The following is a 25,299-nucleotide window of genomic DNA, read 5'->3' as shown; positions in this document are numbered from 1 at the left end:
TAAAAGTGCTGTCAAAGAAACCCTGAGGAGCATATATAAGAAAAGAATACAAACCTGCAAAACAACCCACTTCATGTTTATATGAAGCGTCTTTCAGGTTCGACCGAACAGTGTTTGTTCGTGATGGGCATACTCATCAGCCAAACACTTGAGCGCAGGGTCGGACGCTTCGCGCAAGCGTTGGACACTGACCCGCAGGAACCGCTGATTGCCGTTGACCATCGCCTGGCGCAACCAGGCCATTCCTTCGTCAAGCCTGCCCTGCTCCACCAAAACCGCGCCATGACTGAACTGCCCACGAAAATCCCCGGCATCGGCCGAACGTCGATACCACTCGCGTGCGCCTTGCAGATCCGCGGGGCAAATCCGTCCTTCCTCCAGGTAACGCCCAAGCAGGTTCATCGACTTCGCATGGCCCAGCTCCGCAGCGCGGCGATAAAAACTCAGCGCTTGCGGCTGATCTTCGGTCACCCCGCGCCCGGTCGCCAGCAGGTTGGCGTAGTTGTACATCGCCCAATCCAGTCCGGCTTCAGCGCCGATGCGATAATGCTGCGCTGCAACTGAAGCATCTGCCGCACAACCCCAGCCATGTTCGTGACAGCGACCGAGCATGTTGCGCGCCATCAGGTGCCCGCGCTGAGCGGCTATCTCGAACCAGCGCAGCGCCAGCGGTTGATCCAGCGCGATGCCCTGTCCGTCCAGCAGAATCTGGCCGAGCAAGGCTTGCGCATCGAGCACGCCTTCGCGGGCAGCGATCAGGATTGCCTGAGCAGCACGCGCAGGACTTTCCTCAAGCATGGCTTTGAGGTGATCGCCGTCGAGCACTTCCTCGCGGCGCAGTTGAAAACTCATACCTCGACCCAGCGACGCAACAGGTTGTGATACGTGCCGGTCAGGCGGATCAGTGAAGGGTGGTCGGGCATGTCCTGCGTCAGTTGCTGGATCGCACCGTCCATCTCGAACAGCAAGGCGCGCTGGCTGTCTTCGCGGACCAGGCTTTGGGTCCAGAAGAATGAGGCGAACCGTGTACCACGGGTGACGGCATTGACCTTGTGCAGGCTGGTGCCGGGGTACAAGACCATGTCGCCGGCCGGCAACTTCACGCGCTGGGTGCCGTAGGTGTCCTGGATTTCCAGTTCGCCGCCGTCGTAGTCCTCCGGCTCACTGAAGAACAGGGTCGCCGACAAATCCGTGCGCACACGCTCGATGCTGCCTTTGGGCTGGCGCACGGCGTTGTCGATATGAAAGTCGAAACTGCCGCCCGCTGTGTAACAGTTCAGCAACGGAGGAAAGACCTTGTGCGGTAACGCCGCTGACATGAACTGCGGATTTTTCCACAACCGTTCCAGCATCGCCGCGCCGACTTCCTTGGCCAGTGGATGACCTTCCGGCAGTTGCAGGTTGTGTTTGGCCTTGGCCGACTGGTAGCCGGCGGTGATCTTGCCGTCGGCCCAATCTGCCTGTTCCAGAGCCTCGCGGATGCGCTGCACTTCTTCTTTAGTGAACAAGCCGGGAATGTGCAGCAGCATGAGGACCACCTGAAGACAAAGGGGCGTCAATGGTATTGATTCTTATTGACGCTGTAAAACCCCCATGACGAATGAAACAGCAAAAACCGTAAGGGTAAATTGTAAAGAATGTAAATTCAGTGCGAATAGAAACGTTTCGCAATTGATACATAGACGCGTCTACCCTATATTCCGCGGCCTCAAATCCTTGGGGAGGGGAATTCACATGTCACGCCAACAACCACAATTACCTGTCAATTCACCGCGTTTGCTCGCTTCTGCGATTGGCGTGGCAATCACCGCCGGCTCTGCGGGGCATATGGTTTTCGCGGCTGAAAAGACCGAAAAAGCGCCGAACAATGCGATTTCCCTGGACGCCACTGCCATCACCGGCGAAACACAGGACGATACCTCCTACAAGACCGATACCTCGGCCAACAAGAAATACACCGCACCGCTGCGTGAAACACCGAAAAGTGTCACCGTGATTCCGCAGCAGGTGATCCGCGACACAGGCGCTACCAGCCTGGTCGACGCCTTGCGTACGACACCCGGCATCACCTTCGGTGCTGGCGAAGGCGGTAACCCGGCGGGCGACCGTCCGATCATTCGTGGCTTCAGCGCTGAAAGCGACACGTTCGTCGACGGCATGCGCGACCCGGCGTCCCAGAGCCGCGAAATCTTCAACGTTGAATCGATCGAAGTCAGCAAAGGGCCGGGGTCGGCCTACACCGGCGCCGGCTCCACCGGTGGCAGCCTGAACCTGGTGAGCAAGACCGCCAAACTGGGCAGTTTCTACAATGGCGGCTTCACCTGGGGCTCGGATCAGACCAAGCGCACCACACTTGACCTGAACCAGCAGATGACCGACACCTCGGCCTTCCGCCTGAACCTGATGAAACACGAAGCCAATGTCGCCGGCCGTGACACCGTGGACGTCAGCCGCTGGGGTGTCGCGCCGACGTTCGCCTTCGGCCTGGGCACCGATACCCGCATGACCCTCGGTTACTACCACGTTGAAACCGACGACATGCCGGACTACGGCATTCCGCTGACCCTGAACCCGGCCCGCAGCAAGTACAACGTCGACAAACCGGTGCATGTCGACCGCGACAATTTCTACGGCATCACCAGCCGCGACTTTCGCGAAACCACCAATGACAGCGGCACCTTCAAGATCGAACACGATCTGAATGAAGACCTGACCGTGTCCAACAGCTTCCGCATGTCCCGTTCGACGCTGGACTACATCGTCACCAACCCGGACGACAGCAAGGGCAACGTCGCCAAGGGCAATGTGTACCGTGGCGCCAAGAGCCGTAATTCGACGTCCAGCGGCTGGATCAACCAGACCGACCTGAGCGCCAAGTTCGACACTGGCACCATCGCACACAGCCTGGTCACCGGTATTGAGTTCTCTTATCAAGACACCCACAACCGCCCTTACATCCTGACTTCGGCCGCCAGCGGCACGACGTGCAACACTGCACTCTTCCGCTCCGGCGACTGCACCAGCCTGTACAACCCGACGCCTGGGGATACCTGGAACGGCAAGATCACCGACAGCGCCGCGTTCACCGACACCGACACCAAAACCGCTGCGGCCTACGTGTTCGACACGCTGAAGTTCAACGATCAATGGTCCCTGAACCTGGGCCTGCGTTATGACAACTACCAGGTCGAATCCAGCGGCCACGCCAACGCTAGCAGCACAGCGCCGGCGAACGACTTCTCCCGCGAGAACACCAGCGACCTGCTCAACTACCAGATCGGCGTGGTCTACAACCCGTTGCCTAACGGCAGCATCTACGCGGCCTACTCCACCTCCAGCAACCCGTCCGGTGAAACCAGCGGCAACGGTGGCCTGGATCTGGCGGCGAACAACACCGATCTGGACCCGGAAAAGAACCGCAACTACGAGATCGGCACCAAGTGGGACTTCTTCGGTGACGACCTGTCGCTGACCGCTGCACTGTTCCGCACCGAGAAAACCAACGCACGTATGAACGATCCGGATGGTGCCACCTCGCAAGTGCTGGATGGCGAGCAAACCGTCAACGGCCTCGAGCTGACGTACACCGGTAAGCTGACCCGCAACTGGAGAGTCTTCGGCGGCTACACCTACATGGAAAGCGAAGTGGTCAAAACCACCCTCGCCGCCGATGAAGGCAATCACATGCCGAGCACCCCGCGGAACAACTTCACCCTGTGGTCGACTTACGACGTGGTGCCGGACAAGCTTACCGTGGGTGCCGGTGCAACTTTTGTTGACTCGCAGTTCGGCAACATCGCCAACTCGGTGGAGATCCCGTCCTACTGGCGTTACGACGCGATGGCCAGCTACCGCCTGACCAAAAACGTCGACCTGCAACTCAACGTGCAGAACCTGACCGACAAGCGTTACTTCGACCAGATACTGCAGACCCACTACGCCCACGTAGCGGCCGGCCGTACCGCCCTGCTGAGCGCCAACTTCCACTTTTGACCACACCACAACCCTATAGGAGCAAAGCTTGCTCGCGAAGACGTCGGCATAGACAGCATTTATGTTGCCTGACACACCGTCATCGCCAGCAAGCTGTGCTCCTACAGGTGTGCAGATGAAGACTGGAATCAGGGACAGGCCCCGTTCACGCAATTGAACGGGGCTTTTGTGTGTAAAAAAGAATGCTTCTCGACAGCCCACGGCATAATGCGCGCCGTGATGACAATTTCGAACGAACAAGGCGAGTGACGTGTTGAAGAAAACCCTGTTCCAGTTGCACTGGTTTTTCGGTATCAGTGCCGGGCTGGTCCTGGCCCTCATGGGCATCACCGGGGCGATAGTGTCGTTTGAGGATGAAATCCTGCGCGCACTCAACCCGTCGGTGTTGCAGGTCGAGAAACAGGTCGCCGGTGTGCTGCCGCCCGCTGAACTGGTGGAAAAAATCGAGGGTGCATCGGGCAAGAAAGTCGCGATGCTCTGGGTCGACACCGACAGCGGTAACGCCGCACGGGTGAACTTCACCCCGCCACCGGGTGAGCGTCGCGGGGAGATGCGCTACTTCGACCCGTACACCGCCGAGTTCATGGGCGACGCCACCGGCCAGGGTTTCTTCGACCTGATGCTGAAACTGCACCGCTTCCTCGCCATGGGCGATACCGGTCGGCAGATCACCGGCGCGTGCACGCTGATTCTGCTGTTCTTCTGCCTGTCCGGTCTGTACCTGCGCTGGCCGCGTCAATGGAAAAGCTGGCGCGCCTGGCTGACCCTCGACTGGAAGAAAACAGGCCGCAGCTTCAACTGGGATTTGCACTCGGTGGCCGGCACCTGGTGCCTGGTTTTTTATCTGTTGGCAGCGCTGACCGGGTTGTCCTGGTCCTATGAGTGGTACAACAAGGGCCTGACCCGATTGCTGTCCGATGCGCCGCAGAATGAACGTGTTCGCAATCGTGGCCCGGCACCGGAAGGCCCGGCACCGACGGCCGATTACGCATCGATGTGGAGCAGCATTTACAGCGCTGCCGGCCCGGCATTGAGTGCCTACAACATTCGTATGCCGCCCGTGGCCGGGCAACCCGCGACGGTGTTCTACCTGTTGACCACCTCGCCCCACGACCGCGCGCTGAACCAGATCTCCCTCGATCCGGCCACCGGCGTCGTCAAACGCCACGACCGCTACAGCGACAAAAGCTTCAAGGCGCAACTGCTGACGAGCATCTACGCGCTGCACGTCGGCAGTTACTTCGGGATTGTCGGGCGGATCGTCCTGACGCTCAGCGCGCTGACCATGCCGCTGTTTTTCGTCACGGGCTGGTTGCTGTACCTCGATCGCCGACGCAAGAAAAAGCAGATCAAGGACGCCCGCAAAGGCCTCGAACAACCGGACAGCGATGCGCCGGCGTGGCTGATCGGCTTCGCCAGCCAAAGCGGGTTCGCCGAACAACTGGCGTGGCAGACCGCCGGCCAACTGCAGGCAGCAGGCCTGCCGGTAAAGGTTCAGCCACTGGCCAGCGTCAGCGAGCAAGACCTGCGGAACTCCGGCAACGCGCTGTTCGTCGTCAGCACCTTCGGCGACGGCGAAGCGCCGGACAGCGCCCGTGGTTTCGAACGCAAAGTGCTGGGCCGGGCATTGAGCCTGGAGAGCCTGAATTATGCGGTGCTTGGATTGGGTGACCGGCAGTATCAACACTTCTGCGGTTTCGCCCGACGCTTGCATGCCTGGCTCGGCGAGCACGGCGGCAAGCATTTGTTCGCACCGGTGGAAGTCGACTGCGGCGACCCTTACGCCTTGCGTCACTGGCAGCAGCAACTTGGTCTGCTGACCGGACAAGCCCCCGTGGACACCTGGCAAGCGCCGAGCTACGACAACTGGACGCTGAGCCGCCGCGACGTGATGAACCCGGACAGCAGCGGCTCGCCGGTGTACCTGCTGGGTCTCAGCGCACCGACCACCAGCAGTTGGCTGGCCGGTGACCTGGTGGAAGTGTTGCCGCGTAACTGCCCATGGTCAATCGAGCATTTCCTCGATGGCCTCGGGATCGACGGTCGCGCCTCGGTGATACTCGATGGCCTGTCGCAAGCGCTGGAACAAGCACTTGCGACTCGACAATTGCCCGAGAACCGCACGCACCTTGTCGGCTTGCACGCGCAAGCACTGGTGGATGCTTTGGTGCCGCTGGCCATGCGCGAATACTCCATCGCCTCGATTGCCGCCGACGGTGTGCTGGAACTGATCGTACGCCAGGAACTGCACCCCGACGGCAGCCTGGGTATCGGCTCCGGATGGCTGACCGAACACGCCCCGGTGGGCAGCACCATCAGCCTGCGGGTGCGCCGCAACAGCGGTTTCCATCTGCCGGTCGAACCGCTGCCGATGATCCTGCTGGGCAACGGCACCGGCCTGGCCGGGCTGCGCAGCTTGCTCAAGGCGCGGATCGCCGATGGGCAGCAACGTCACTGGCTGTTGTTTGGCGAACGAAATCGCGAGCACGACTACCTGTGCCGCGACGAACTTGAAGACTGGTTGATTTCAGGGGATATCGAGCGTCTGGACCTGGCGTTTTCGCGGGATCAGGCCGAGAAAATCTACGTGCAGGATCGCCTGCGTGAATCCGCCGGTTTGCTCAAGCAATGGCTGGATGACGGTGCCGTCATTTACATCTGCGGCAGCTTGCAGGGGATGGCTTCGGGGGTGGATCAAGTGCTCAACGAAGTGCTCGGGGCTGAAGCAGTCGAGCGCTTGATCGAGCAAGGCCGCTACCGCCGCGACGTCTACTGACCTCCCACAATCCCTGTGGGAGTGAGCCTGCTCGCGATGTCGATTTTACATTCAACAGATCTGTTGGATGTTGCACCGCAATCGCGAGCAGGCTCGCTCCCACAGGGGCCAAGTGTCGTCCGTTAACCTTCTACCGGCTGCAACTTCTGCTCAAACACACTGACCCCATCCAGATCCCGCAACACCACACTCATCTCCCCCGTCGCCCCCTCAATATTCACCTCGCCAAAAAACTGAAACCCGGCAAACGGCGACATGTTCTGCGCCGACGGTGCTTTCTCGAACACCACTTCAGGCCCGAAGGTTTTATCCAGCGGATTAGGCCCGAAGCTCCCCGCGTTCAACGGTCCGGCAACAAACTCCCAGAACGGTTCGAAATCCTGGAACGCGGCACGATCCGGATGGTAGTAATGTGCCGCGCAGTAATGCACATCCGCCGTCAGGAACACGAAATTGCGCACCTGTTGCGCCCGCAGAAAACCAAGCAGTTCGGCGATTTCCAGCTCACGCCCCTGGGCCGCGCCCGGTTCACCGTTGGCCACCGCTTCCCAGCGCGCCACGCCGGGGCTGACTTCACCGTCGGGTACGCCGAGGCCGATCGGCATGTCGGCGGCAATGACTTTCCACTGGGCGCTGGAGGCTTTCAATTCACGCTTGAGCCAGTCCAGTTGCTCACGCCCGAGAAAGGGTTTGGCTGCACCGAGGTTGTCATCATTGGCCTCGCGATAACTGCGCATGTCGAGCACAAACACATCCAGCATCGGCCCATAACCGAGCTTGCGATAGATCCGCCCGCCGTTATCCGCGCTCTGCAACCGCATAGGCGCATATTCCAGCCACGCCTGACGTGCGCGGCCTACCAGGCTGTGGATATCCTTGCTCTGGTAACGCTCGTCCAGTTGCTTGCCCGGTGACCAGTTGTTAACCACTTCGTGGTCGTCCCACTGCCAGATCTGCGGCACTTCGGCGTTGAAGCGACGGACGTTTTCGTCCATCAGGTTGTAGCGGTAATTGCCGCGATACTCGTCGAGGGTTTCGGCGACTTTGCTCTTGGCGTCGCTGGTGATGTTGCGCCACACGCGACCACTTTCAGTCACAAGTTGTGCCGGCACCGGGCCGTCGGCGTAGATGGTGTCGCCGCTGTGGATAAAGAAGTCCGGCAGGCGCAAACGCATGGCTTCGTAGATGCGCATGCCACCGATGTCCGGGTTGATGCCGAAGCCCTGGCCAACGGTATCGCCGCTCCAGACGAAACGGATGTCGCGCCGGGTTTGCGGCACGCTGCGCAGGTGGCCAAACCAGGGTTCGCTGGTGACGCCGCTCTGGGCGTCTTCGAAATGCACGCGATAGAAAATCGCCTGGTCGGCGGGCAGACCGGTGAGCTCGACCCGCGCGGTGAAATCGCTGCGGGCATCAGCCAGCGGCGAAACAAAACGCCGAGGGTTGGTGAACAGGCTATGGGTGTCCCATTCCACCACCATCCGCGCCGCACGATCGCTGCGGCTCCAGACCATCGCCCGGTCGCCCAGTACGTCGCCGGACTGCACGCCATCGGTGAGTTGCGGCCGATCCTTGACCGAGGCAATCACCGCCGGCGCAAGACCGGGAAGCAGAATCCCGGCGCCGACTGCTTGCATGACACGACGGCGACCGAGGTTGAATTCGCTCATGGTGTTCTCCCTGAAAAAGGAAAACTAAAACACGCACGCATGACTCAGGCATGACACAAAACCCACCAACACCACAAATCCCTGTAGGAGCAGAGCTTGCTCGCGAAGGCGGTTTAACATTCACCAACGATGCTGACCGTTACACCGCCTTCGCGAGCAAGCTCTGCTCCTACAGGATCTGCGTCGTTCTCCCACACAGGTGGAAATGATCACCGTGGGGCACACAACTTTTCAAGACGTTTCCTACAACGTATCTTGTTGCCGCGTTTCGGTATCGACTCCATAGTTCGGGCTCGCGGAGAACACCGCGAACGACCTTGGCCGGTCGGTGCAGGAACGCTACAGCGCAGCAACACCTCCTCAGGCACTTTGTGCCTGAGGTGTTGTTTTATGGCAGCTGTGCGTGGGACACCTTCGGGTGTGCCGGTTCCTGTGCCCGGTCGGCCAACCCGCGTATGGCTGCCACCCTCTTCGTTTGGCTGCGAATGGTGGTAGCTCCAATTACAGGAGTTACATCATGTTCCAAGTCATGCCGCGTTACCTCCCCATCGATACCTACGACGCCGAAACACCGGTGCTCTTCGTCAACACCCACAAAGAACTCAGTGAACTCACCGCCTGCGCCATGCATCGCTTCACCGTGGTTCGCGATTTGGCAGATACGCTGACCAGCCTGAATCTGAAAAACATTTCCGACTGTGACCTGACACGGGTCACCCGCGCCGTGCATCTGCTGATGCGTGAAGGCTGTGCCGTGCTGGATGTGGTTCAAGCGCGGGCATCGCAGCGGGAGAATGAGTACAAAACCACGATTTAGCGGTGTTGCCGCCGGCCCCATCGCGAGCAGGCTCGCTCCCACAGGTTACGGCGCTGGACACAAATCTTGTGTACGACAGAGATCACTGTGGGAGCGAGCCTGCTCGCGATGGCGGTGCACCATTCAACGAAAACGGTGACTGTTACACCGCCATCGCCAGCAAGCCGGCTCCTACAAAGGTGGATTATGCGTTGACGGGTTCTATTGCCAACTCGACAACCTCAGGTCGCTTGACCACCGCATAAACCACCGCCGTCAGCAAACTCCCCGCGACAATCGCCAGCAGATACAACAACGCATGGTTGATCGCATTCGGAATCGCCAACACGAACAATCCACCGTGCGGCGCCATCAGTTTGCAGCCGAAATACATCGACAGCGCACCGGTCAGCGCGCCACCGGCAATGCTTGCCGGAATCACCCGCAGCGGGTCCTTGGCGGCAAACGGAATCGCGCCTTCGGAGATGAAACACAGCCCCAGCACCAACGCCGCTTTACCCGCCTCGCGTTCAGTCTGGGCAAACTTGCGCCGGGCAATGAACGTGGCAATGCCCAGGCCAATCGGCGGCACCATTCCCGCCGCCATGGTCGCGGCCATCGGCGCATAGCTCTGGGACGCCAATAGCCCCACAGAGAAGGCATAAGCTGCCTTGTTGATCGGCCCGCCCAAGTCGACGCACATCATCCCGCCCAACAACACGCCGAGCAGAATCGCGTTGGTGGTGCCCATGCTGTCGAGGAAATGCGTGAGCCCGGTGAGCATCCCGGCCACCGGTTTGCCGACTACATAGATCATCACCAACCCGGTGAACAGACTCGCCAGCAACGGGATGATCAGGATCGGTTTCAGCGCTTCAAGGCTTTGCGGTAATCGCGCGTAACGGTTGATCGCCTGCGCCGCGTAACCGGCGATGAAACCGGCAATGATCCCGCCGATGAAACCGGCACCCAACGTGCTCGCCAGCAAGCCGCCAATCATCCCCGGCGCCAGGCCCGGACGGTCGGCAATCGAGTAGGCGATGTAGCCCGCCAGCAGCGGCACCATCAGCTTGAACGCGGTCTCGCCGCCGATCTGCATCAGCGCGGCGGCGAGTGTGCCTTCTTCCTTGAACGCGGTGATGCCGAAGACGAACGACAAGGCAATCATCAGGCCGCCCGCCACCACCATCGGCAGCATGAACGACACGCCGGTCAACAGGTGTTTGTAGATGCCGGTCTTCTCTTGTTTGGCCGGGCCTTTGGCACCGGTCGCGGCACTTTCCTGCTTGCCTTCGGCCAGCGCTTTGTTCAGCGTCGCTTCGGCTTGCTTCAAGGCGATGCCCGTGCCGCAACGGTAGATTTTCTTGCCGGCAAAACGCTCGGTCGCGACTTCGATATCGCAGGCCAGCAGCACCACGTCCGCGTCGGCAATCGCTGCCGCGCTCAACGGATTGCGCGCACCGACCGAGCCCTGGGTTTCGATTTGCAGGTCATAGCCCAATCGCTTGGCCGCCTGCTGCAAGGCTTCAGCGGCCATGAAAGTATGAGCAACGCCGGTCGGGCACGCGGTGATCGCGACCAGGCGCGGGGCGCTTTTGGTAACGGCTGTAGGTTCGACGATGGTTTCGGCTGCGGCGTAAACTTCAGCTTCTTCGGCACCGCGTCGCAGCACTGCTTCGACATCTTGCAGGGCGTGTGCCGGGGTGCTTTGGAACACACGCTTGCCGACGAATCGCGACATATCCACCGGCGCGCTGGTGACCAGCAACACCCACTCGGCGGCCTCGATCGTGGCCGCCGACAACTGGCGTTCCGGGTGCGCCACATCCACCACTTCGACACTGGTGCTCCAGCCCTGACGCTGCGCCGCGGCATCGAGCAATCGGGCGCACAGCACGCTGGTGACCATGCCGTTGGGGCAAGCCGTAACGATGGCTAACTTCATGACAAACCCTCTTATTGTTCTGTCAGGGGGCGCACGCGCACGCCCTGTTCGAGCCGCGCCAACTGCGCCGCATCGCCGATACCGAAACCGATCTGCGTGACCGCCATCGCCGCAATCGCCGTGGCGGTGCGCAGGGTCTGTTCCGGCGTATCGGGCTTAAGCAAACCGTGAAGCATGCCGGCCAGCAACGAATCCCCTGCGCCCACGGTGCTGGCGACGCTGACCTTGGGCGGCGTGGCGTGCAGCGCCGAACCGACACTGAACCAGTTCACACCGTCGGCGCCGTGGGAAATCACCACGTGCTCGATGCCTTGGGCATGCAAACGGCTCGCTGCTTCGGCTTGAGCCGCAACCGAAACAACCTCGCAGCCGAGCACTTCGGCCAGCTCTTCGGTGTTCGGTTTGATCAGCCACGGACCGGCCTTGAGCGCCGCCCGCAATGCTTCGCCACTGGTATCGAGCGCGACGTTCAAGCCGAGGTTTTTCAAGCGCTGTACCAACGCCTGCAACCATTCAGGACTGACGCCTTGCGGCAGACTGCCGGCCACGACCACCGCGTCATGCCCCGGGGCAATCTGATCCAGTCGATCGAGCAACGCCTGCTGCGCCGCTTCACTGACCTTGGGTCCGGGACCGTTGATGTCGGTGATGCGCCCGTCGCTTTCCGCCAGTTTGAGGTTGCTGCGGGTCTCACCGGGAACGCGGATAAACGCGTCGACAAAACCGCGCTTGGCGAACAGGGTTTCGAACGCCTGAAGGTTGTCCTCGCCAAGAAAACCGCTGACGGTGAGCGAATGCCCGAGGTCTGCCAGCACCTGCGCCACGTTCACGCCTTTACCGGCGGCGTGGGTGTGCATCTCGTCGCTGCGATTGACCTGGCCGGGCTCAAGGCGCGGCAACTGCACCGTCAGGTCCAGCGCCGGGTTGAGTGTCAGGGTCAGGATCTTGGCCATTACAGGGCCTCCACTAATGCGCGCACTTCATTGGCGCTGCCCACGGCCAGCGCCTGTCGGGCAAGGGTTTGAGTCTGGGTCAGGCTGAGTTCGCGGATGCGCGCCTTGACCTCGGCAATGCTGCGGCCCGACACGCTCAACTCGTCTACACCGAGGCCGACCAGCACCGGCACCGCCAGTGGATCGGCAGCCAGTTCGCCGCACACACCGACCCATTTGCCATGGGCATGGGCCGCGCGCACGGTGATGTCGATCAGTTGCAGCACCGCCGGGTGCAAGCCGTCAGCCTGGGCCGACAAGGTCGGATGACCACGGTCGATGGCCAAGGTGTATTGCGTGAGATCGTTGGTGCCGACGCTGAAGAAATCGACCTCTTTGGCCAACACCGGCGCCAACAGTGCGGCCGATGGCACTTCGATCATGATCCCCAGTTGCAGGTCCGCCACAGGGATTTCCAGGCGCAGGCGCTCGGTCATGTCCCGCGCCTGACGCCACTCGTCAACGCTGCCGACCATCGGGAACATGATGCGCAGCGGGCGGTTGTCAGCGGCCCGCAGCAAGGCGCGCAATTGCGCTTCCATGATGTGCGGACGCTGCAAGGTCAGGCGAATGCCACGTACGCCGAGGAACGGGTTTTCTTCTTTCGCAATCGGCCAATACGGCAGCGGCTTGTCGCCGCCAACGTCGAGGGTGCGCACCACCAGTGGCCGACCGGCGAGGCCATCGAGCACGCGCCGGTATTCGACTTCCTGAGTCGCTTCGTCCGGCGCCTGCGAGTGGGCCATGAAAATCAGTTCGGTGCGCAGCAGGCCAATGCCTTCGGCGCCCTGCTCCACTGCGCTGGTGACGCCCGCGCTTTCGCCGATGTTGGCGAACACTTCGACCGCATGGCCGTCGGTGGTCAGCGCCGGTTGATGACGTTGTTCGGCCGCCGCTTTCAAGCGTTGCTCGCGGGTGTCGCGCTCTTCGGTGGCGCGCTGCAAGGTCGCCGCGTCGGCGTCCACGTGCAGGCGACCGCGCTGGCCATCGAGCAGCAACGGCGTGCCCGGCGCCAGCAGCAACACCGCCGCACCTGCGCCGACCAATGCCGGAATGCCCAGCGCACGGGCGACGATGGCGCTGTGCGCGGTGGCGCCGCCACGGGCGGTGAGAATGCCGGCGACACGGGTCGGATCGAGACGCGCGACGTCGGAAGGACCGACTTCGTCCATCACCAGAATGTACGGTTGATCAGGTTCGCTCGGGGTTTCGACGCCGCTCAGTTGCGCCAACACGCGACGGCCGATATCGCGCAAGTCCGCCGCACGCTCGGCAAGCAATGCGTCCTGCAGCGATTCCTGTTGTTTCGCCGCCGCTTCGATCACCGCCATCCACGCCGCTTCGGCGCTTTCGCCCTGCTTGAGGCGAGTCTCGACTTCATCGGTCAGTTCCGGGTCGTCGAGCATTTCCTGATGGGTGATGAAGATTTCGCGGATGGCTTTGGATTTGCTGCGCTCGATCAAGCCTTCGATGTCGCGACGCACGTGCGCCAGCGCTTGTTTGAGACGCTCGCGCTCAATGGCGGCGGACTCACCGCGCAGCGGGTATTCGATGGTTTGCAGCACTTGAATATGCGCCGGGCCGATGGCGATGCCCGGTGCGGCGGGGATAGCCTGAACCAGGCTGCCGGACGCCGGGGCGAGCAGCACTTCGGCCACCTCGGTGATCACTTCGCGCTGCTGGCTCACGGCAGGCAAAGGCTCGACTTCTTCCCCCAGCCCCTCTTCGATTGCCGCCAACAACGCAGGCAAGGCATCGGCGGCGATGCTCGGCTCGGCGATGAATTCCAGCACCTGACCGCGACGGGCGCCGAGGCTGAGCAGTTTGCTCAAGCTTTTCACCGACACCGCGCTGTCCTGACCATCGACGATGCGCACACGAATTTCGCCTTCAAAACTCTTCGCCAGTTGCGCGAGGATCTTCGCCGGGCGCGCATGCAAACCGTGGGCATTGGCCAGCGCAATGCGTGCGCTCGGCCAGTCCGCCGGCAGTTCACCGCCGAGCACTTCGAGGACTTTGCGGCTGCTGGTGGCGCGTCCCAGTTCATGGCCACGGCCTTCGATCAGCAACGCACAAAGGCGTTCGAGCAACGCCTGGTGCGCCTCGCCCAAGCTGGCCAGACAGAACAGACCGCTGAGCGGCTGGCCGAGGTAGCGCATCGGTTTGTCCGGCGTGACAAACGCCAGGCCCGGACGCTTCACCGTTTGCTCGCTGTGCAACCACCACAAACCGTCGCCCAGCGGCAACGCGTCGACTTGCTGCAAAACCGCAGAAAAACCATTGCTCACACAATCCGCCTGACGCAGCAAACGGGCACCGCGCCAGACCAGTTCTTCGAAGTCATCGGCCGATACCCCGAGGCCGATCATCTGCGCATCCAGCGCCAGTTCCTGCGGCGCGCCTTGCAGCAGTTTCAGCAACGCTTCGGCAGAACTGGCGCGACGCAGGGCCTGGCCCAGATCGGTTTCGCCGAGGGCGCGGGTCAGCAATTGCAACAGGCGCAAATGTTCATCGGATTTGGCCGCAATGCCGATCGCCAGGTAGACGATCTGACCGTCGCCCCAATCCACACCGTCGGGAAACTGCATCAGCCGCACGCCAGTGGAAAACACCTGGTCGCGGGTTTGCGGCGTACCGTGGGGGATGGCAATACCTTGACCGAGAAAGGTCGAGCCCTGGGCTTCGCGCGCCTGCAAACCGGCGAGATAACCTTCGGCGACCAGGCCGTCGTTGACCAGATGCTGCGCCAACAAATGCAGTGCTGCGGACTTGTCCACGGCCGACTGGCCCATGGAAATCTGCTCTAGAGTGAGCTCGAGCATGCTTTCTCCTTTTTGGCACCTTGAGGTGCCAGGTATTGTTTTGAATGAGTCAGCTTAGGCGCTTAATCATCACTTTTGGCGGTTTCGCGGCAGAACCGGCCAAATGCACCTGATGCGTAGAAAATACGCTTGCTGAAACGTTTAATCTAGAATGATTGGCACGTTACTCGATAATGTCCCATCCTTGAAGTCCAACTTGTCGGATATGTTGCGACAATAGTCCCCTGCCTGAATCGGGTAGGATTGGCGAAAGTATCGGCCGAAAAACAAGGAAATCCCGAGTTGAAACTCAGTGATATCGCCCAACTGGCCGGTGTGTCCGTGACCACCGCCAGTTATGTCATCAACGGCAAGGCGGAACAGCAACGCATCAGCAGTGCCACCGTCGAGCGCGTGCGCGCGGTTGTTGAAGAACATGGCTTTACGCCCAATCCGCAAGCGGCCGGGCTGCGCAGTCGGCACACCCGCACGCTGGGTTTCATTCTGCCGGACCTGGAAAACCCCAGTTACGCACGTATCGCCAAGCTGCTGGAGCAAGGTGCCCGGGCCCGCGGTTATCAGTTGCTGATCGCCAGTTCCGACGATGCGCCGGACAGCGAACGGCAACTGCTGCAATTGTTCCGCGCCCGGCGCTGCGACGCGTTGATCGTCGCCAGTTGCCTGCCGTCCGGCGACGACAGTTACCGCCAGTTGCAAGCCAAAGGCATCCCAATCATCGCCATCGACCGGGTCATGGAGCCCGAGCATTTCTGCTCGGTGATCAGTGATGATCGTGAAGCCAGCCTGCAACTGACGCGCAGCCTGCTCGATCCGTTGCCCAAGCAGATCGCCCTGATCGGCGCGCGCCCCGAACTGAGCATCAGTCAGGAACGGGCCGCCGGTTTCAAGGAAGCGCTGGCCGGGTTCAAAGGCGAGATCCTCATCGAACACGGCGAATCGTTCAGTCGTGAGTACGGCAAGCAACTGATGGAAGAAATGCTTCAGCGCCTGGGGCATTTGCCGGACGCGCTGGTGACCACTTCCTACGTGCTGCTCCAGGGTGTGTTCGACGCCTTGCACGACTTCCCGTTGAAAAACCGTCCGCTGCGCCTCGGCACATTCGGCGACACGCAGTTGCTGGACTTTCTGCCGCTGCCGGTCAACGCCATGGCCCAGCAACACCAGTTGATCGCCGACAAAGCGCTGGAGCTGGCCCTCGCTGCTATCGAGCAGTCCGATTACCAGCCCGGCGTGCAAGCCATTGCGCGGACCTTCAAGCAGCGTATTCGCCAGGACTGAACCGTGGAGCTGATCGACAGCCACACTCATCTGGATTTTCCGGACTTCGACGAGGATCGTCAGGCGCTGCTCGCCGAGAGCCGCGCCCTCGGCGTGCGGCGGATGGTGGTGCTGGGGGTTTATCAGGCCAATTGGCAGCGGGTCTGGGATCTGGTGCAAAGCGATCCCGATCTGTACGCGGCGTTCGGTTTGCACCCGGTGTATCTGGACGAGCATCGGCCTGAGGACCTACGCGAACTCGCCGAGTGGCTGACCCGCCTGGCCGGTCACCGACAGCTGTGCGCGGTGGGCGAGATTGGCCTGGATTACTTCATCGAAACCCTCGACCGCGAACGCCAGCAGACGTTGTTCGACGCGCAACTGCAACTGGCGGCGGACTTTAATCTGCCGGCGCTGATTCACGTGCGACGCAGCCATGCGGCGGTGATTGCCACGCTCAAGCGCTTCAAGCTGAAACGCGCGGGGATCATTCACGCCTTCGCCGGCAGCAAGGAAGAGGCCCGCGAATACATCAGGCTCGGCTTCAAACTGGGCCTGGGCGGCGCGGCGACCTGGCCGCAGGCGTTGCGCATGCACCGGGTGCTCGCCGAGTTGCCGTTGGAGTCTGTGGTGCTGGAAACCGACTCACCGGACATGGCACCCGCCATGTTTCCCGGTCAACGCAACAGCCCGGCGCATTTGCCGGCGATCTGCTCGGCGCTGGCCGCAATCATGGCGATCAGCCCTGAACGGCTGGCGGCTGTCAGCACGGCCAATGCGTGTGAGTTGTTCAACTGGTAATCAGTCGGCGTGAGCCTTGGCCGCTTCCAGAATCAGCGTCATGTGTTGTCGGTGACGGGCGAACCGGATAACCGCGAAGTAGACCAGAATCGCGATCAACGAAAAATTCAGCTGCTCGACCACGCTGAGCATCCCCACCCATTCCATCACCAACGCCACCAGCAACGCGGTGCAGACCATCACCAACGTACTCGCCCGTAGCATCGCAAGCGAGTCGAGGGATTTGATGCGCCTGATCTGTTTCGGGTCGCTCAGTTGCAAGGCTTTGTGACAGTGGGAACAGGCGAAGGCTTCATGGATGGCAATGGCGTTGAGTTGCCAGGGTTCGAGCAGGAGTGTGCATCCGCAATGGGCACAATGGCCCTGGATTCCAGTTGTAGCGAAGGACATAACCGAGCCTCCTCAGAGTAGGTCAGGGTTGTGGATCATCCCTCATTGAAGACCAAAAACCAGACTCTGGAGGGAAATCGGATACCGCCTACTTGTGGAAGAAACAAGTACTACAGACAACGCACAAAATTGTAGGAGCAAGCTTGCTCGCGATAGCGGTCTGGTAAACACCCTGTAGGGTGAATGTACCTACGCCATCGCGAGCAGGCTCACTCCTACAGGGGTTATGCGGTTCTTCAGACCCGGAACGCGCTGATCAACTGCTTGAGCTCCACCACCTGCGCCGACAACGCCCGGCTGGCGTCCTCGGTCTGGTGCGCACCTTCGGCGGTACGTTCGCCAGCCCGGTTGATCTCGACGATGTTCTGGTCAATGTCGTGGGCCACGGCGGTCTGCTGCTCTACGGCGGCGGCAATCTGCTGGTTCTGATCGACGATCATGCCGACAGCGCCAAGGATGTTTTCCAGCGCCTGCTGGACCTTTTCCGACTGCCCCACCGTGCCGTTGGCCATTTGATGACTGGTGCCCATGGCCTTCACCGCGGCGCCGACACCGCTGTGCAGTTTGGCGATCATCTGTTCGATTTCTTCGGTCGATTGCTGGGTGCGTTTGGCCAGGGTCCGGACCTCGTCCGCCACCACCGCAAAACCACGCCCCTGCTCGCCTGCCCTCGCTGCTTCGATAGCGGCGTTGAGCGCCAGCAGGTTGGTCTGTTCGGCGATGCTTTTGATCACTTCCAGCACGCGGCTGATGGACTGGCTGTCGCTGGCCAGTTGATTGATCACCAGCACCGACTGATCGATCTCGCTGGCCAGCGCAGCGATGCTGCCCTGCTGAGACTCCACCAACCCGCGACCGCTGATGGTTTCGTCGTTGACACTGTGGGCGCTGCTGACCGCCGCGGCGGCGCTGCGGGCCACCTCCAGTGAGGTGGCCGACATTTGGTTCATCGCCGTGGCGACTTGCTCGATCTGCGTGCGTTGCCCCGCGACAGCCTGGTTGCTCTGGGCGGACACGTTCTCGACCTGACCGGCCTGACGCTCGACTTCCCCGACCGTTTGACCGACACGCTCGATCAAGTCATGGATTTTCTTCACCGTGCCGTTGAACACCTCGCCCAACTCGCCCAGCTCATCACGGCTGTTGGCGTTGAAAGTCACGGTCATGTCGCCGGCCGCGACCTTGTCCATCATCGCGCCAAGGCGCTTGAGGGTGGTGCGGGTCGAGGCGTAGAAACCGCCATAGAGGTAAAAAATCAGCACAAACACCACCGACAGCGCCACGGCCTGCAAGACCATGTGCGTGCGGTTCTGGCTCAGTCGTTGTTGCAATTGGGTGTCGAGGAATTTCAGGGTGGCTTCGTTGAGTTGGTAAGTCTGATCCATCAGGCCGCTGACCTGATCGTAGAAGGCCAGCCACGGCGCATCGAGGGTGTCGGCCATCACCACCTGCTCTTCGAACAGTTCACTGGCCTTTTTCAGCGACGCCTTGCTGCTCTCGGCCTGCGCCGCCAGGGTTTCACGTGCCGCCTTGCTCGACCCCAGCGCATCCTGCAACTTCAGACCGTACTCGGCTTGCAGCTTTTCAATCTGCACCAGCAATTCATCGAAGCGGGTGCTCGAAGACGAATTGAGAAACCCTTGCCCCAGCGAGTAAGAACCCATGGCGCGGCCATCGCCCAACGTCTGGGTGACGGGCGGCGTAACGTTGGTGATGAGTTCGGTGAGCTGACGCATGTCGCTCTGATTGTCACGGCTCAAACCCGCCTGGCTGGCGATGATCTGGCTGAAAATCTGTGCATTGCCGAGTAACTTGCCGATCAGCGCACTTTTGCTTTGCAGGGAGTTTTCCGTTTGCTGGGCCTTGAACGCGGTGATCATTTCGTCGCGTTTGCCATCGAAAACGGTGATCAGTTCCGGATCGGTGGTCATCGCAGTCAGCCCTTGCAGGCGGGCCAGAACGTTTTGCTCCAGGGATGTGATCTGGGATTCGAGATTACCGGCCTTGCCGGACTGGCCAAGGATGACGTTGATCTGCACCAGGTTGTTCAGGGTTTCCAGGTCGCGTCGAAGCGACAGGCTGCTGCCCAGCAGGTCGAGGCTCTGCAGTTCCACCCGGGTGCCCTGGAATTCGCGATAGGAATCACGCACCAGATAAAAGTTGGTCACCAGCATGGGCACCAGGAACAGAACGCTGATCAGGCTGAACTTCATGCCGAAGCTCAGGCGATTCATTAGCGCGACGGCGGGATAGAGCAAGCTCTTCACTGGAAGTCTCCCTTGGGTTTCTTATTTTTATTGGCAGGCACAGACAAGCAGCAGATAGCCACTATTGAGTGCTATCTCTGTATAGCTTAAATCGACGGGAGGTTTTGTAACTTAAGGTTAACGGCAACCTCGGATCCTGTAGGAGCGAAGCTTGCTCGCGAAAGCGGTGGGTCAGGCGTATTCAATGTGAATGACACACCGCTTTCGCGAGCAAGCTTCGCTCCTACAGAGAGGATTGTGTTTAGGGGAAGACTGTCCACAGCGCGAAACCGGCGTACCAGAGCACTGCCGCACGCAGCAGCAACTCCCAGATCCGGTCGAGGCTGTTGATGCCATCGGGCCCGACCACCGGCGCAGGAATTTCACCGGCCACCAGCCCGACCTTCTCGATCAGTTGGGCGGCACTGATGTTCCAGTTCAGCAGTTCGCTCAGCATCACCCGACTGACGGCGACAAAGTTGCCGACCAGCGCAAAACTCGCCGCCAGCAGACGCACCGGCATCCAATCGAAGGCGTGACGCAGTTGTGCGGCGCGCTCGACGACGGCCGGGTTCTGCCCGTGTTCTTCGGCGAGGGCCAGCAGTCGGTAGCTCAGCGCCGCCACCGGGCCCAGCAGGAAGTACCAGAAAATCACCGCAAAAAAACTCTGGTACGCCTCCCAGAGCAGATGCCCCTCAACCCGTTCCAGCAGTTGCTCGCCGTTTTCGGCACAAATGTCCAGGTCACGTTTTGCCACATGAGCGGCAGCTTGCAGGTCTTCCCGGCGCCAGGCATCGCGAAACGGTCCGAGATCGGCCAGCAGATCACCGCGCCCCAGGCTATAAATCACCACCAGCAAATGCACCGGCAGCGCCAACAGACCGTAAGCGACCGGCTCCAGCACCACCAGCAGCAACCCCAGCAATGCCACCGGCAGCAGCACCAGAATCAGCAAAATCAACCACGGGCGATTGACCAGGCGCGGGTTGGCTTCAAGCTTGTGCAACTCGGCCACCCAACCGCCATCACGTTGAACCCGATGGCGCAGGGCAGAGAACTTCTCGATCCAGACCGCCAACAGCAACACCAGAAAACTCATTGTGGTTCCTCTTTAGCCAGGGCCGCGCGATAACGCGCCCAGTCGAACGCAGGTCCGGGATCCGTCTTGCGCCCCGGCGCGATGTCGCTATGCCCGCAGATGCGCTGCGCGGTGATGCCCGTAAAAGCGCTTTGCAGTTGCAAGGTCAGGGCCGTCAACGCGTCATATTGAGCATCGGTGAACGGCAGATCATCCGTGCCTTCAAGCTCGATGCCCACGGAAAAATCGTTACAGGTTTCCCGGCCGTCGAAACACGACACACCGGCATGCCAGGCGCGTTCAAGACAAGAGACAAACTGAGTGACGGTGCCGTCACGCTCAATCAGAAAATGCGCAGACACCCGTAGGTCAGCGATCCCTTCAAAGTAGGGATGCTCTGTGACATCCAGCCGGTTCTGGAAAAATTCCTGCACCTTGCCGGTGGCAAACTGCGCCGGCGGCAGACTGATGTTGTGGATCACCAGCAGGGAAATTTCGCCCGTGGGGCGCGCATTGAAGTTGGGTGAAGGGCAAACGTTCACGCCCTGACACCAACCGCTCGCGGGGTCCAACTGCATACAGGTTCCTTCAACGACGACTGTGTTGGTGCCCAGTATGCCGCGATAGACCCTCGGCGCGCGATCACTTGCCGCGATTGAGCCGCCGCAGGTTGCCGACCACCGACTCCAGGGCCCGATCGAACAGCAAGGTGTCGTCGAGGGTGCGCACCGCGCCACGACGAAAATCCAGTGCCAGCCCGGTACGGCTGCGCTCCAGCACTTTCATGCCGGTGCGGTTGACGAAAATGTACTTGCCCGTGGCTTCGATGATCGCGGCGAGCTTGCAGCGCAGGGTGTTTTCCTCATCTTCCTGAAATTCGACCCAGCAGCCCGCGTGCAACTGATCGACCTGAAGCAGGCCCGGATCATCCGCCGGCAAGCGCACCGAGACCGATTCCACCGGCCCTTCGTCGGCGGTGAGCAGCACGATTTCTTCGCGCACTTCAACCATCAGCGGCGCATCGGCAGGACGGGTGGCAGCCGGTGCCTGGTCCGCTCGTTCGAACAGTTGAACGTGCAAGCCTTCCAGCTCGCTGAAAAACTCTCCGGTGGCGAACGGATCGAACGCCGAACTGCTCAACCCGTCGCGCAAGGACTTGAGCAACCCCGGCACCAGCGCCAACAGGCGCAGGCTTGCGTCAGCGTCTTCATGGCGCTGCACACTCCAGATCAATTGCTCCATGGTTTGCACATCCGCATGCCACTCGGCGGACTGATCGCCGTGCTTGAGGCAGGTCAGCAGCAGCACCTGGCTCCAGGCGTCCTGAACAAACGCCACCACCCGTTGCGGCAGCACTTTGCCCAACAACGCCTGATTCAACGCCAGCTCGACGCGTTGCCGGGCCAGTTCGGTTTTGGCGCGGCCCTCTTCGGCGTCGCGGGTACGCTGCTCCAACAAATCGCTGCGACGACGCTCGTCGCTGGTGAACGCCAGAAAATCCGCCAGCAATTCGGAAAAGATCGCCGGATCGTCGACAAAGTCGTTCAACAAACGCTGCACCACTTGCTCGATGCGCAGGTACAGGCTGTCGCGCTCGTGGTCATCGCACTCGCCCCAGCCCAGGGCCGCGGCGGCGATTTCGTTGAGCAGACGACGGGCCGGGTGACTGCTGCGGCTGAAGAAACTCTTGTCGATCACCGCCACTTTCAGCATCGGGATCTGCAAGCGCCCGATCAGCGCCTTGAGAGAATCCGGCAGATTGCGGTCATCGAGGATGCATTCGAAGAGCATGGCGATCAGGTTGATCACATCTTCGTCAGCAACGCCGACTACACGCGACTTGCCACTTTTGACGCTGACCCGGGTCAGCAGTTGCTCAAGCTGGTTTCGCAGGTCGAATTCGTCCTGGACCGCCGGAGCCGGCACGTACTGCTGCAAGTGCGAGAGCAGCCGCAGCAGGTCGCGGGTGGATATCGGTTGCGTCTGAGCACTGGTTTCCAGCGTTGGCGCGACACTGCCACGCACGTGGAGCAGCAATTCCTGCAACGCCGCAAACACTTCCTGCACGCTGTCATCGATTGGCGTGCTGTCCCAACGGTTGCCAGCCTCGTCGGGCTCGGCACGAACACTGGCCTGCGCACGATCAATGACACGACGATTCGGGGCCGGCTTCAGGTCGGGCAATATGCCGGTGGCGATCAATATCTGATTGGCTTCGGTGTAGAGCTGATCGGCATCACTGAGCACATAACGCTCGAAAAGCTTGAGGATGATCAACTTGACCTTGATCTCGACCCCCAGGTTGCGCCCGGCCTGCATGAAATACTCACAGAGCATCGCCGGGCCCAGGGGATTGCGCGTAGTCACCAATTGCTTGCCCAGCAACGTGCTGAGCCGGGCGGTCAATTGATCAAGCGCAAAACCGTCGCGGTTCAGCACTTTATTGACCATGGCCTCCACCGCCACGCGACGTTCCAGCTCATCATCGGACTCTTGCGCCTGAATATCGAGGGTCAATGCCTGCGGCAAGGCCGTCTGAATACTGCCTGCGAGACCGACAAACGCTTCGAAGAACTGTTCGAGAAACGCCCGCTCGATATTTTTGCGCTTGAGGCGCAAATCGCGCATGGCTTCAAAAAAGATGTTCTGCTCGACGTCATTGCGGGCCCGGTCAGCCATTTCGAACAGCGTGTCGTCGGCGTTATCGAACAGCTCCTGCAGAGCATGCCGGAGCTGTTGAGCAGCCTTGTCGCGAACCTGAAGCAGAATCACAGGCAGGCGGGCGAGCGGCGAGTGACTCGCCTGATCGGTAGTTGCCTTGTGCAAAGGCACTACATTCCCGTCGTTGTGCATCCTGGCCTCCTGAAACGGTGATGCTTCGGTTCGGTTGGAAAGATCGAGTGCGCCAGCCTCACAGCCGCGCGCAACAGAAGACAATGCCCGCCCGCTGTCATTCAATAATCGGCGAACCAAAGACACGTCAAAGTCATGACGTCAAATGCAAGGCGCATTATCTTGCAAAAGATGTCCCGTATGCCAGCAGACTCTGTGTTTCTCTTTGAAATAGACGCCTGCAAAGGACCGCTGCCGAACCTCGCTGGCTCAAGAGAATCGACCAAATGCAGGTTTCAGAACGACTGGAAGGTCTCGCGCGCCTTGGGTTGCCCCGCGCCATGGCCCTATAATCGAGCCACTTTGTTTGTGGAGTCCGTTATGCCGAATCTACGTCTCGCCGATCTGACCGCCGAAATCGAAGCCAACGTACGCCGTGCGTTGCGCGAAGACATCGGCAGCGGCGACATCACCGCGCAGCTGATCCCGGCCGAACGCCTGGCCAAAGCCACCATCATCACGCGCGACGCCGCGGTCATCGCCGGCACCGCTTGGGTTGACGCGGTTTTCCGGCAACTGGACCCACGAGTTGCCGTGCATTGGCAGGTGGCCGATGGCGAACGGGTGAAGCCCAATCAAGTGCTGTTCCACCTCGAAGGCCCTGCCCGCTCCCTGCTCACAGGCGAGCGTAGTGCGCTGAACTTCCTGCAATTGCTTTCCGGTGTGGCCACTCGTGCGCAATACCTGGCGGATTTCGTCGCCGAGACGCAGGTGAAGCTGCTCGACACCCGCAAAACCCTGCCGGGGCTGCGCCTGGCGCAAAAGTACGCCGTGACCTGCGGCGGCTGCCACAACCACCGCATCGGCCTGTACGACGCCTTCCTGATCAAGGAAAACCACATTGCTGCCAGCGGCGGCATACCTGAAGCGATCAACGCCGCGCACAAGATCGCCCCGGGCAAACCGGTGGAGATCGAAGTGGAAAGCCTGGCGGAGCTGAAGGAAGCGCTTGCGGCGGGTGCCGACATCATCATGCTCGACGAGTTGAGCCTGGATGACATGCGCGAGGCCGTGCGCCTGAATGGCGGCAAGGCAAAACTGGAAGCCAGCGGCGGCATCAACGAAAGCACGCTGCTGCCGATCGCCGAAACCGGGGTGGATTACATTTCGATTGGTGCGATGACCAAGGACGTGAAGGCTGTCGATCTGTCGATGCGACTCAGCCTCTGAAATTTCCTGAACGACATGAAACTGTAGGAGCCGGCTTGCTGGCGATCCAGGCGACGCGGTTTACCCGTTACGCCGCCATCGCCAGCAAGCCGGCTCCTACAAGGGTCAGACCACCAGATTATTCATCTCGCAGTACTCTTCCCACTCGACGCCCAATACCTCGGCCGCCTCTTTGTGCAGCACCAGTCGCGCCGCTTCAAACTCTTCCGGGCTCGAGGTGTACTTGAGCGTCAGCTCCCACGGCTGCAAGCCCTGGGCTTCTGCTTCATCCTCGAACGCCCATTGAATCTGGTCTTTCTGATCGTCGGCGGACAAGTCCTTGATCTCTTCCAGCAGTTGGGGCGCGTCCAGCACGTACTTCTTCAGCGCTTCTTCGTGCCTGGCTTCCTGGGTCAATTCTTTAACGGTCATTTCGTTCTCGCTGATCGGGGGAATGGAAGATGGATCTGGATCATCAAGGATCTCTCTGAC

18 protein-coding genes are annotated in these 25,299 nt (G+C 60.7%); 6 read left to right on the top strand and 12 right to left on the bottom strand.

Going from position 1 to position 25,299, the window contains the following annotated elements:
* Positions 1–93: 93 nt before the first annotated feature.
* Both K5R88_RS25235 and K5R88_RS25230 read right to left on the bottom strand, forming a co-directional pair.
* Positions 94–852 carry a tetratricopeptide repeat protein gene (locus tag K5R88_RS25235; RefSeq protein WP_226298586.1) on the bottom strand — a complete coding sequence of 253 codons (759 nt, stop codon included), beginning with the start codon at positions 850–852 and terminating at the stop codon, positions 94–96.
* Positions 849–1,529 (bottom strand): Fe2+-dependent dioxygenase, encoded by a 681-nt coding sequence (locus K5R88_RS25230; protein ID WP_226298585.1) that lies wholly within the window; start codon positions 1,527–1,529, stop codon positions 849–851. The genes K5R88_RS25235 and K5R88_RS25230 overlap by 4 nt, the downstream gene beginning before the upstream one ends.
* A gap of 205 nt (positions 1,530–1,734) precedes the next feature.
* Here K5R88_RS25230 and K5R88_RS25225 point away from each other — a divergent pair, with 205 nt between their 5' ends.
* Positions 1,735–3,993 carry a TonB-dependent receptor gene (locus K5R88_RS25225; protein WP_226298584.1) on the top strand — a complete coding sequence of 753 codons (2,259 nt, stop codon included), beginning with the start codon at positions 1,735–1,737 and terminating at the stop codon, positions 3,991–3,993.
* A 250-nt stretch (positions 3,994–4,243) separates the two neighbouring features.
* Positions 4,244–6,769, top strand: a complete 2,526-nt coding sequence (locus tag K5R88_RS25220; RefSeq protein WP_226298583.1) for a PepSY domain-containing protein — start codon at positions 4,244–4,246, stop codon at positions 6,767–6,769.
* A 122-nt stretch (positions 6,770–6,891) separates the two neighbouring features.
* Here K5R88_RS25220 and K5R88_RS25215 read toward each other — a convergent pair whose 3' ends face one another.
* A complete protein-coding gene (locus tag K5R88_RS25215; protein WP_226298582.1) occupies positions 6,892–8,439 on the bottom strand; it encodes an alkaline phosphatase D family protein in 1,548 nt (515 codons plus the stop codon).
* A 517-nt stretch (positions 8,440–8,956) separates the two neighbouring features.
* On the opposite strand from K5R88_RS25215, the gene K5R88_RS25210 reads away from it, so the two are divergent.
* Positions 8,957–9,256: a hypothetical protein gene (locus tag K5R88_RS25210; RefSeq protein WP_192417411.1), complete on the top strand. Its 300-nt coding sequence runs from the start codon at positions 8,957–8,959 to the stop codon at positions 9,254–9,256.
* A gap of 184 nt (positions 9,257–9,440) precedes the next feature.
* Here the strand turns inward: K5R88_RS25210 and K5R88_RS25205 are convergent, their stop codons facing one another.
* Genes K5R88_RS25205 through ptsP form a run of 3 tightly spaced genes read right to left on the bottom strand, consistent with a single transcriptional unit; the run spans position 9,441 to position 14,994 of the window.
* A complete protein-coding gene (locus tag K5R88_RS25205; protein ID WP_226298581.1) occupies positions 9,441–11,180 on the bottom strand; it encodes a PTS fructose-like transporter subunit IIB in 1,740 nt (579 codons plus the stop codon).
* Between the two features lie 11 nt (positions 11,181–11,191).
* The gene (gene pfkB, locus K5R88_RS25200; protein WP_008036241.1) at positions 11,192–12,133 is read right to left on the bottom strand and encodes a 1-phosphofructokinase; all 942 of its coding nucleotides are present in this window, start codon (positions 12,131–12,133) and stop codon (positions 11,192–11,194) included.
* On the bottom strand, positions 12,133–14,994 hold the full coding sequence (ptsP, locus tag K5R88_RS25195) for a phosphoenolpyruvate--protein phosphotransferase (protein WP_226298580.1): 2,862 nt from the start codon (positions 14,992–14,994) through the stop codon (positions 12,133–12,135). The genes pfkB and ptsP overlap by 1 nt, the downstream gene beginning before the upstream one ends.
* Positions 14,995–15,276: 282 nt before the next feature.
* On the opposite strand from ptsP, the gene cra reads away from it, so the two are divergent.
* Positions 15,277–16,272 (top strand): catabolite repressor/activator, encoded by a 996-nt coding sequence (gene cra / locus K5R88_RS25190; protein WP_008036238.1) that lies wholly within the window; start codon positions 15,277–15,279, stop codon positions 16,270–16,272.
* Positions 16,273–16,275: 3 nt separating this feature from the next.
* The gene (locus K5R88_RS25185; protein ID WP_008036230.1) at positions 16,276–17,052 is read left to right on the top strand and encodes a TatD family hydrolase; all 777 of its coding nucleotides are present in this window, start codon (positions 16,276–16,278) and stop codon (positions 17,050–17,052) included.
* On the opposite strand, the gene K5R88_RS25180 is transcribed toward K5R88_RS25185, so the two are convergent.
* From K5R88_RS25180 to K5R88_RS25160, 5 genes are all read right to left on the bottom strand, one after another.
* Positions 17,053–17,442, bottom strand: a complete 390-nt coding sequence (locus tag K5R88_RS25180) for a hypothetical protein (protein WP_192227700.1) — start codon at positions 17,440–17,442, stop codon at positions 17,053–17,055.
* A gap of 236 nt (positions 17,443–17,678) precedes the next feature.
* Positions 17,679–19,709 carry a methyl-accepting chemotaxis protein gene (locus K5R88_RS25175; protein ID WP_192227699.1) on the bottom strand — a complete coding sequence of 677 codons (2,031 nt, stop codon included), beginning with the start codon at positions 19,707–19,709 and terminating at the stop codon, positions 17,679–17,681.
* 241 nt (positions 19,710–19,950) lie between these two features.
* A complete protein-coding gene (ampE, locus tag K5R88_RS25170; RefSeq protein ID WP_226298579.1) occupies positions 19,951–20,787 on the bottom strand; it encodes a regulatory signaling modulator protein AmpE in 837 nt (278 codons plus the stop codon).
* Positions 20,784–21,344 carry a 1,6-anhydro-N-acetylmuramyl-L-alanine amidase AmpD gene (ampD, locus tag K5R88_RS25165; protein WP_008024447.1) on the bottom strand — a complete coding sequence of 187 codons (561 nt, stop codon included), beginning with the start codon at positions 21,342–21,344 and terminating at the stop codon, positions 20,784–20,786. Before ampD ends, ampE begins: the two co-directional genes overlap by 4 nt.
* 64 nt (positions 21,345–21,408) lie before the next feature.
* Positions 21,409–23,619, bottom strand: a complete 2,211-nt coding sequence (locus K5R88_RS25160) for a DUF1631 domain-containing protein (RefSeq protein ID WP_226298578.1) — start codon at positions 23,617–23,619, stop codon at positions 21,409–21,411.
* Positions 23,620–23,979: 360 nt separating this feature from the next.
* Here K5R88_RS25160 and nadC point away from each other — a divergent pair, with 360 nt between their 5' ends.
* A complete protein-coding gene (gene nadC, locus K5R88_RS25155) occupies positions 23,980–24,828 on the top strand; it encodes a carboxylating nicotinate-nucleotide diphosphorylase (protein WP_008024450.1) in 849 nt (282 codons plus the stop codon).
* Between the two features lie 105 nt (positions 24,829–24,933).
* Here the strand turns inward: nadC and K5R88_RS25150 are convergent, their stop codons facing one another.
* On the bottom strand, positions 24,934–25,239 hold the full coding sequence (locus K5R88_RS25150; RefSeq protein ID WP_223450618.1) for a DUF6388 family protein: 306 nt from the start codon (positions 25,237–25,239) through the stop codon (positions 24,934–24,936).
* Positions 25,240–25,299 lie beyond the last annotated feature (60 nt).

It is taken from the genome of Pseudomonas sp. MM213, from assembly GCF_020423045.1.
GTDB lineage: Bacteria > Pseudomonadota > Gammaproteobacteria > Pseudomonadales > Pseudomonadaceae > Aquipseudomonas > Aquipseudomonas migulae.
This window is presented reverse-complemented; position numbering and strand designations above follow the sequence as displayed.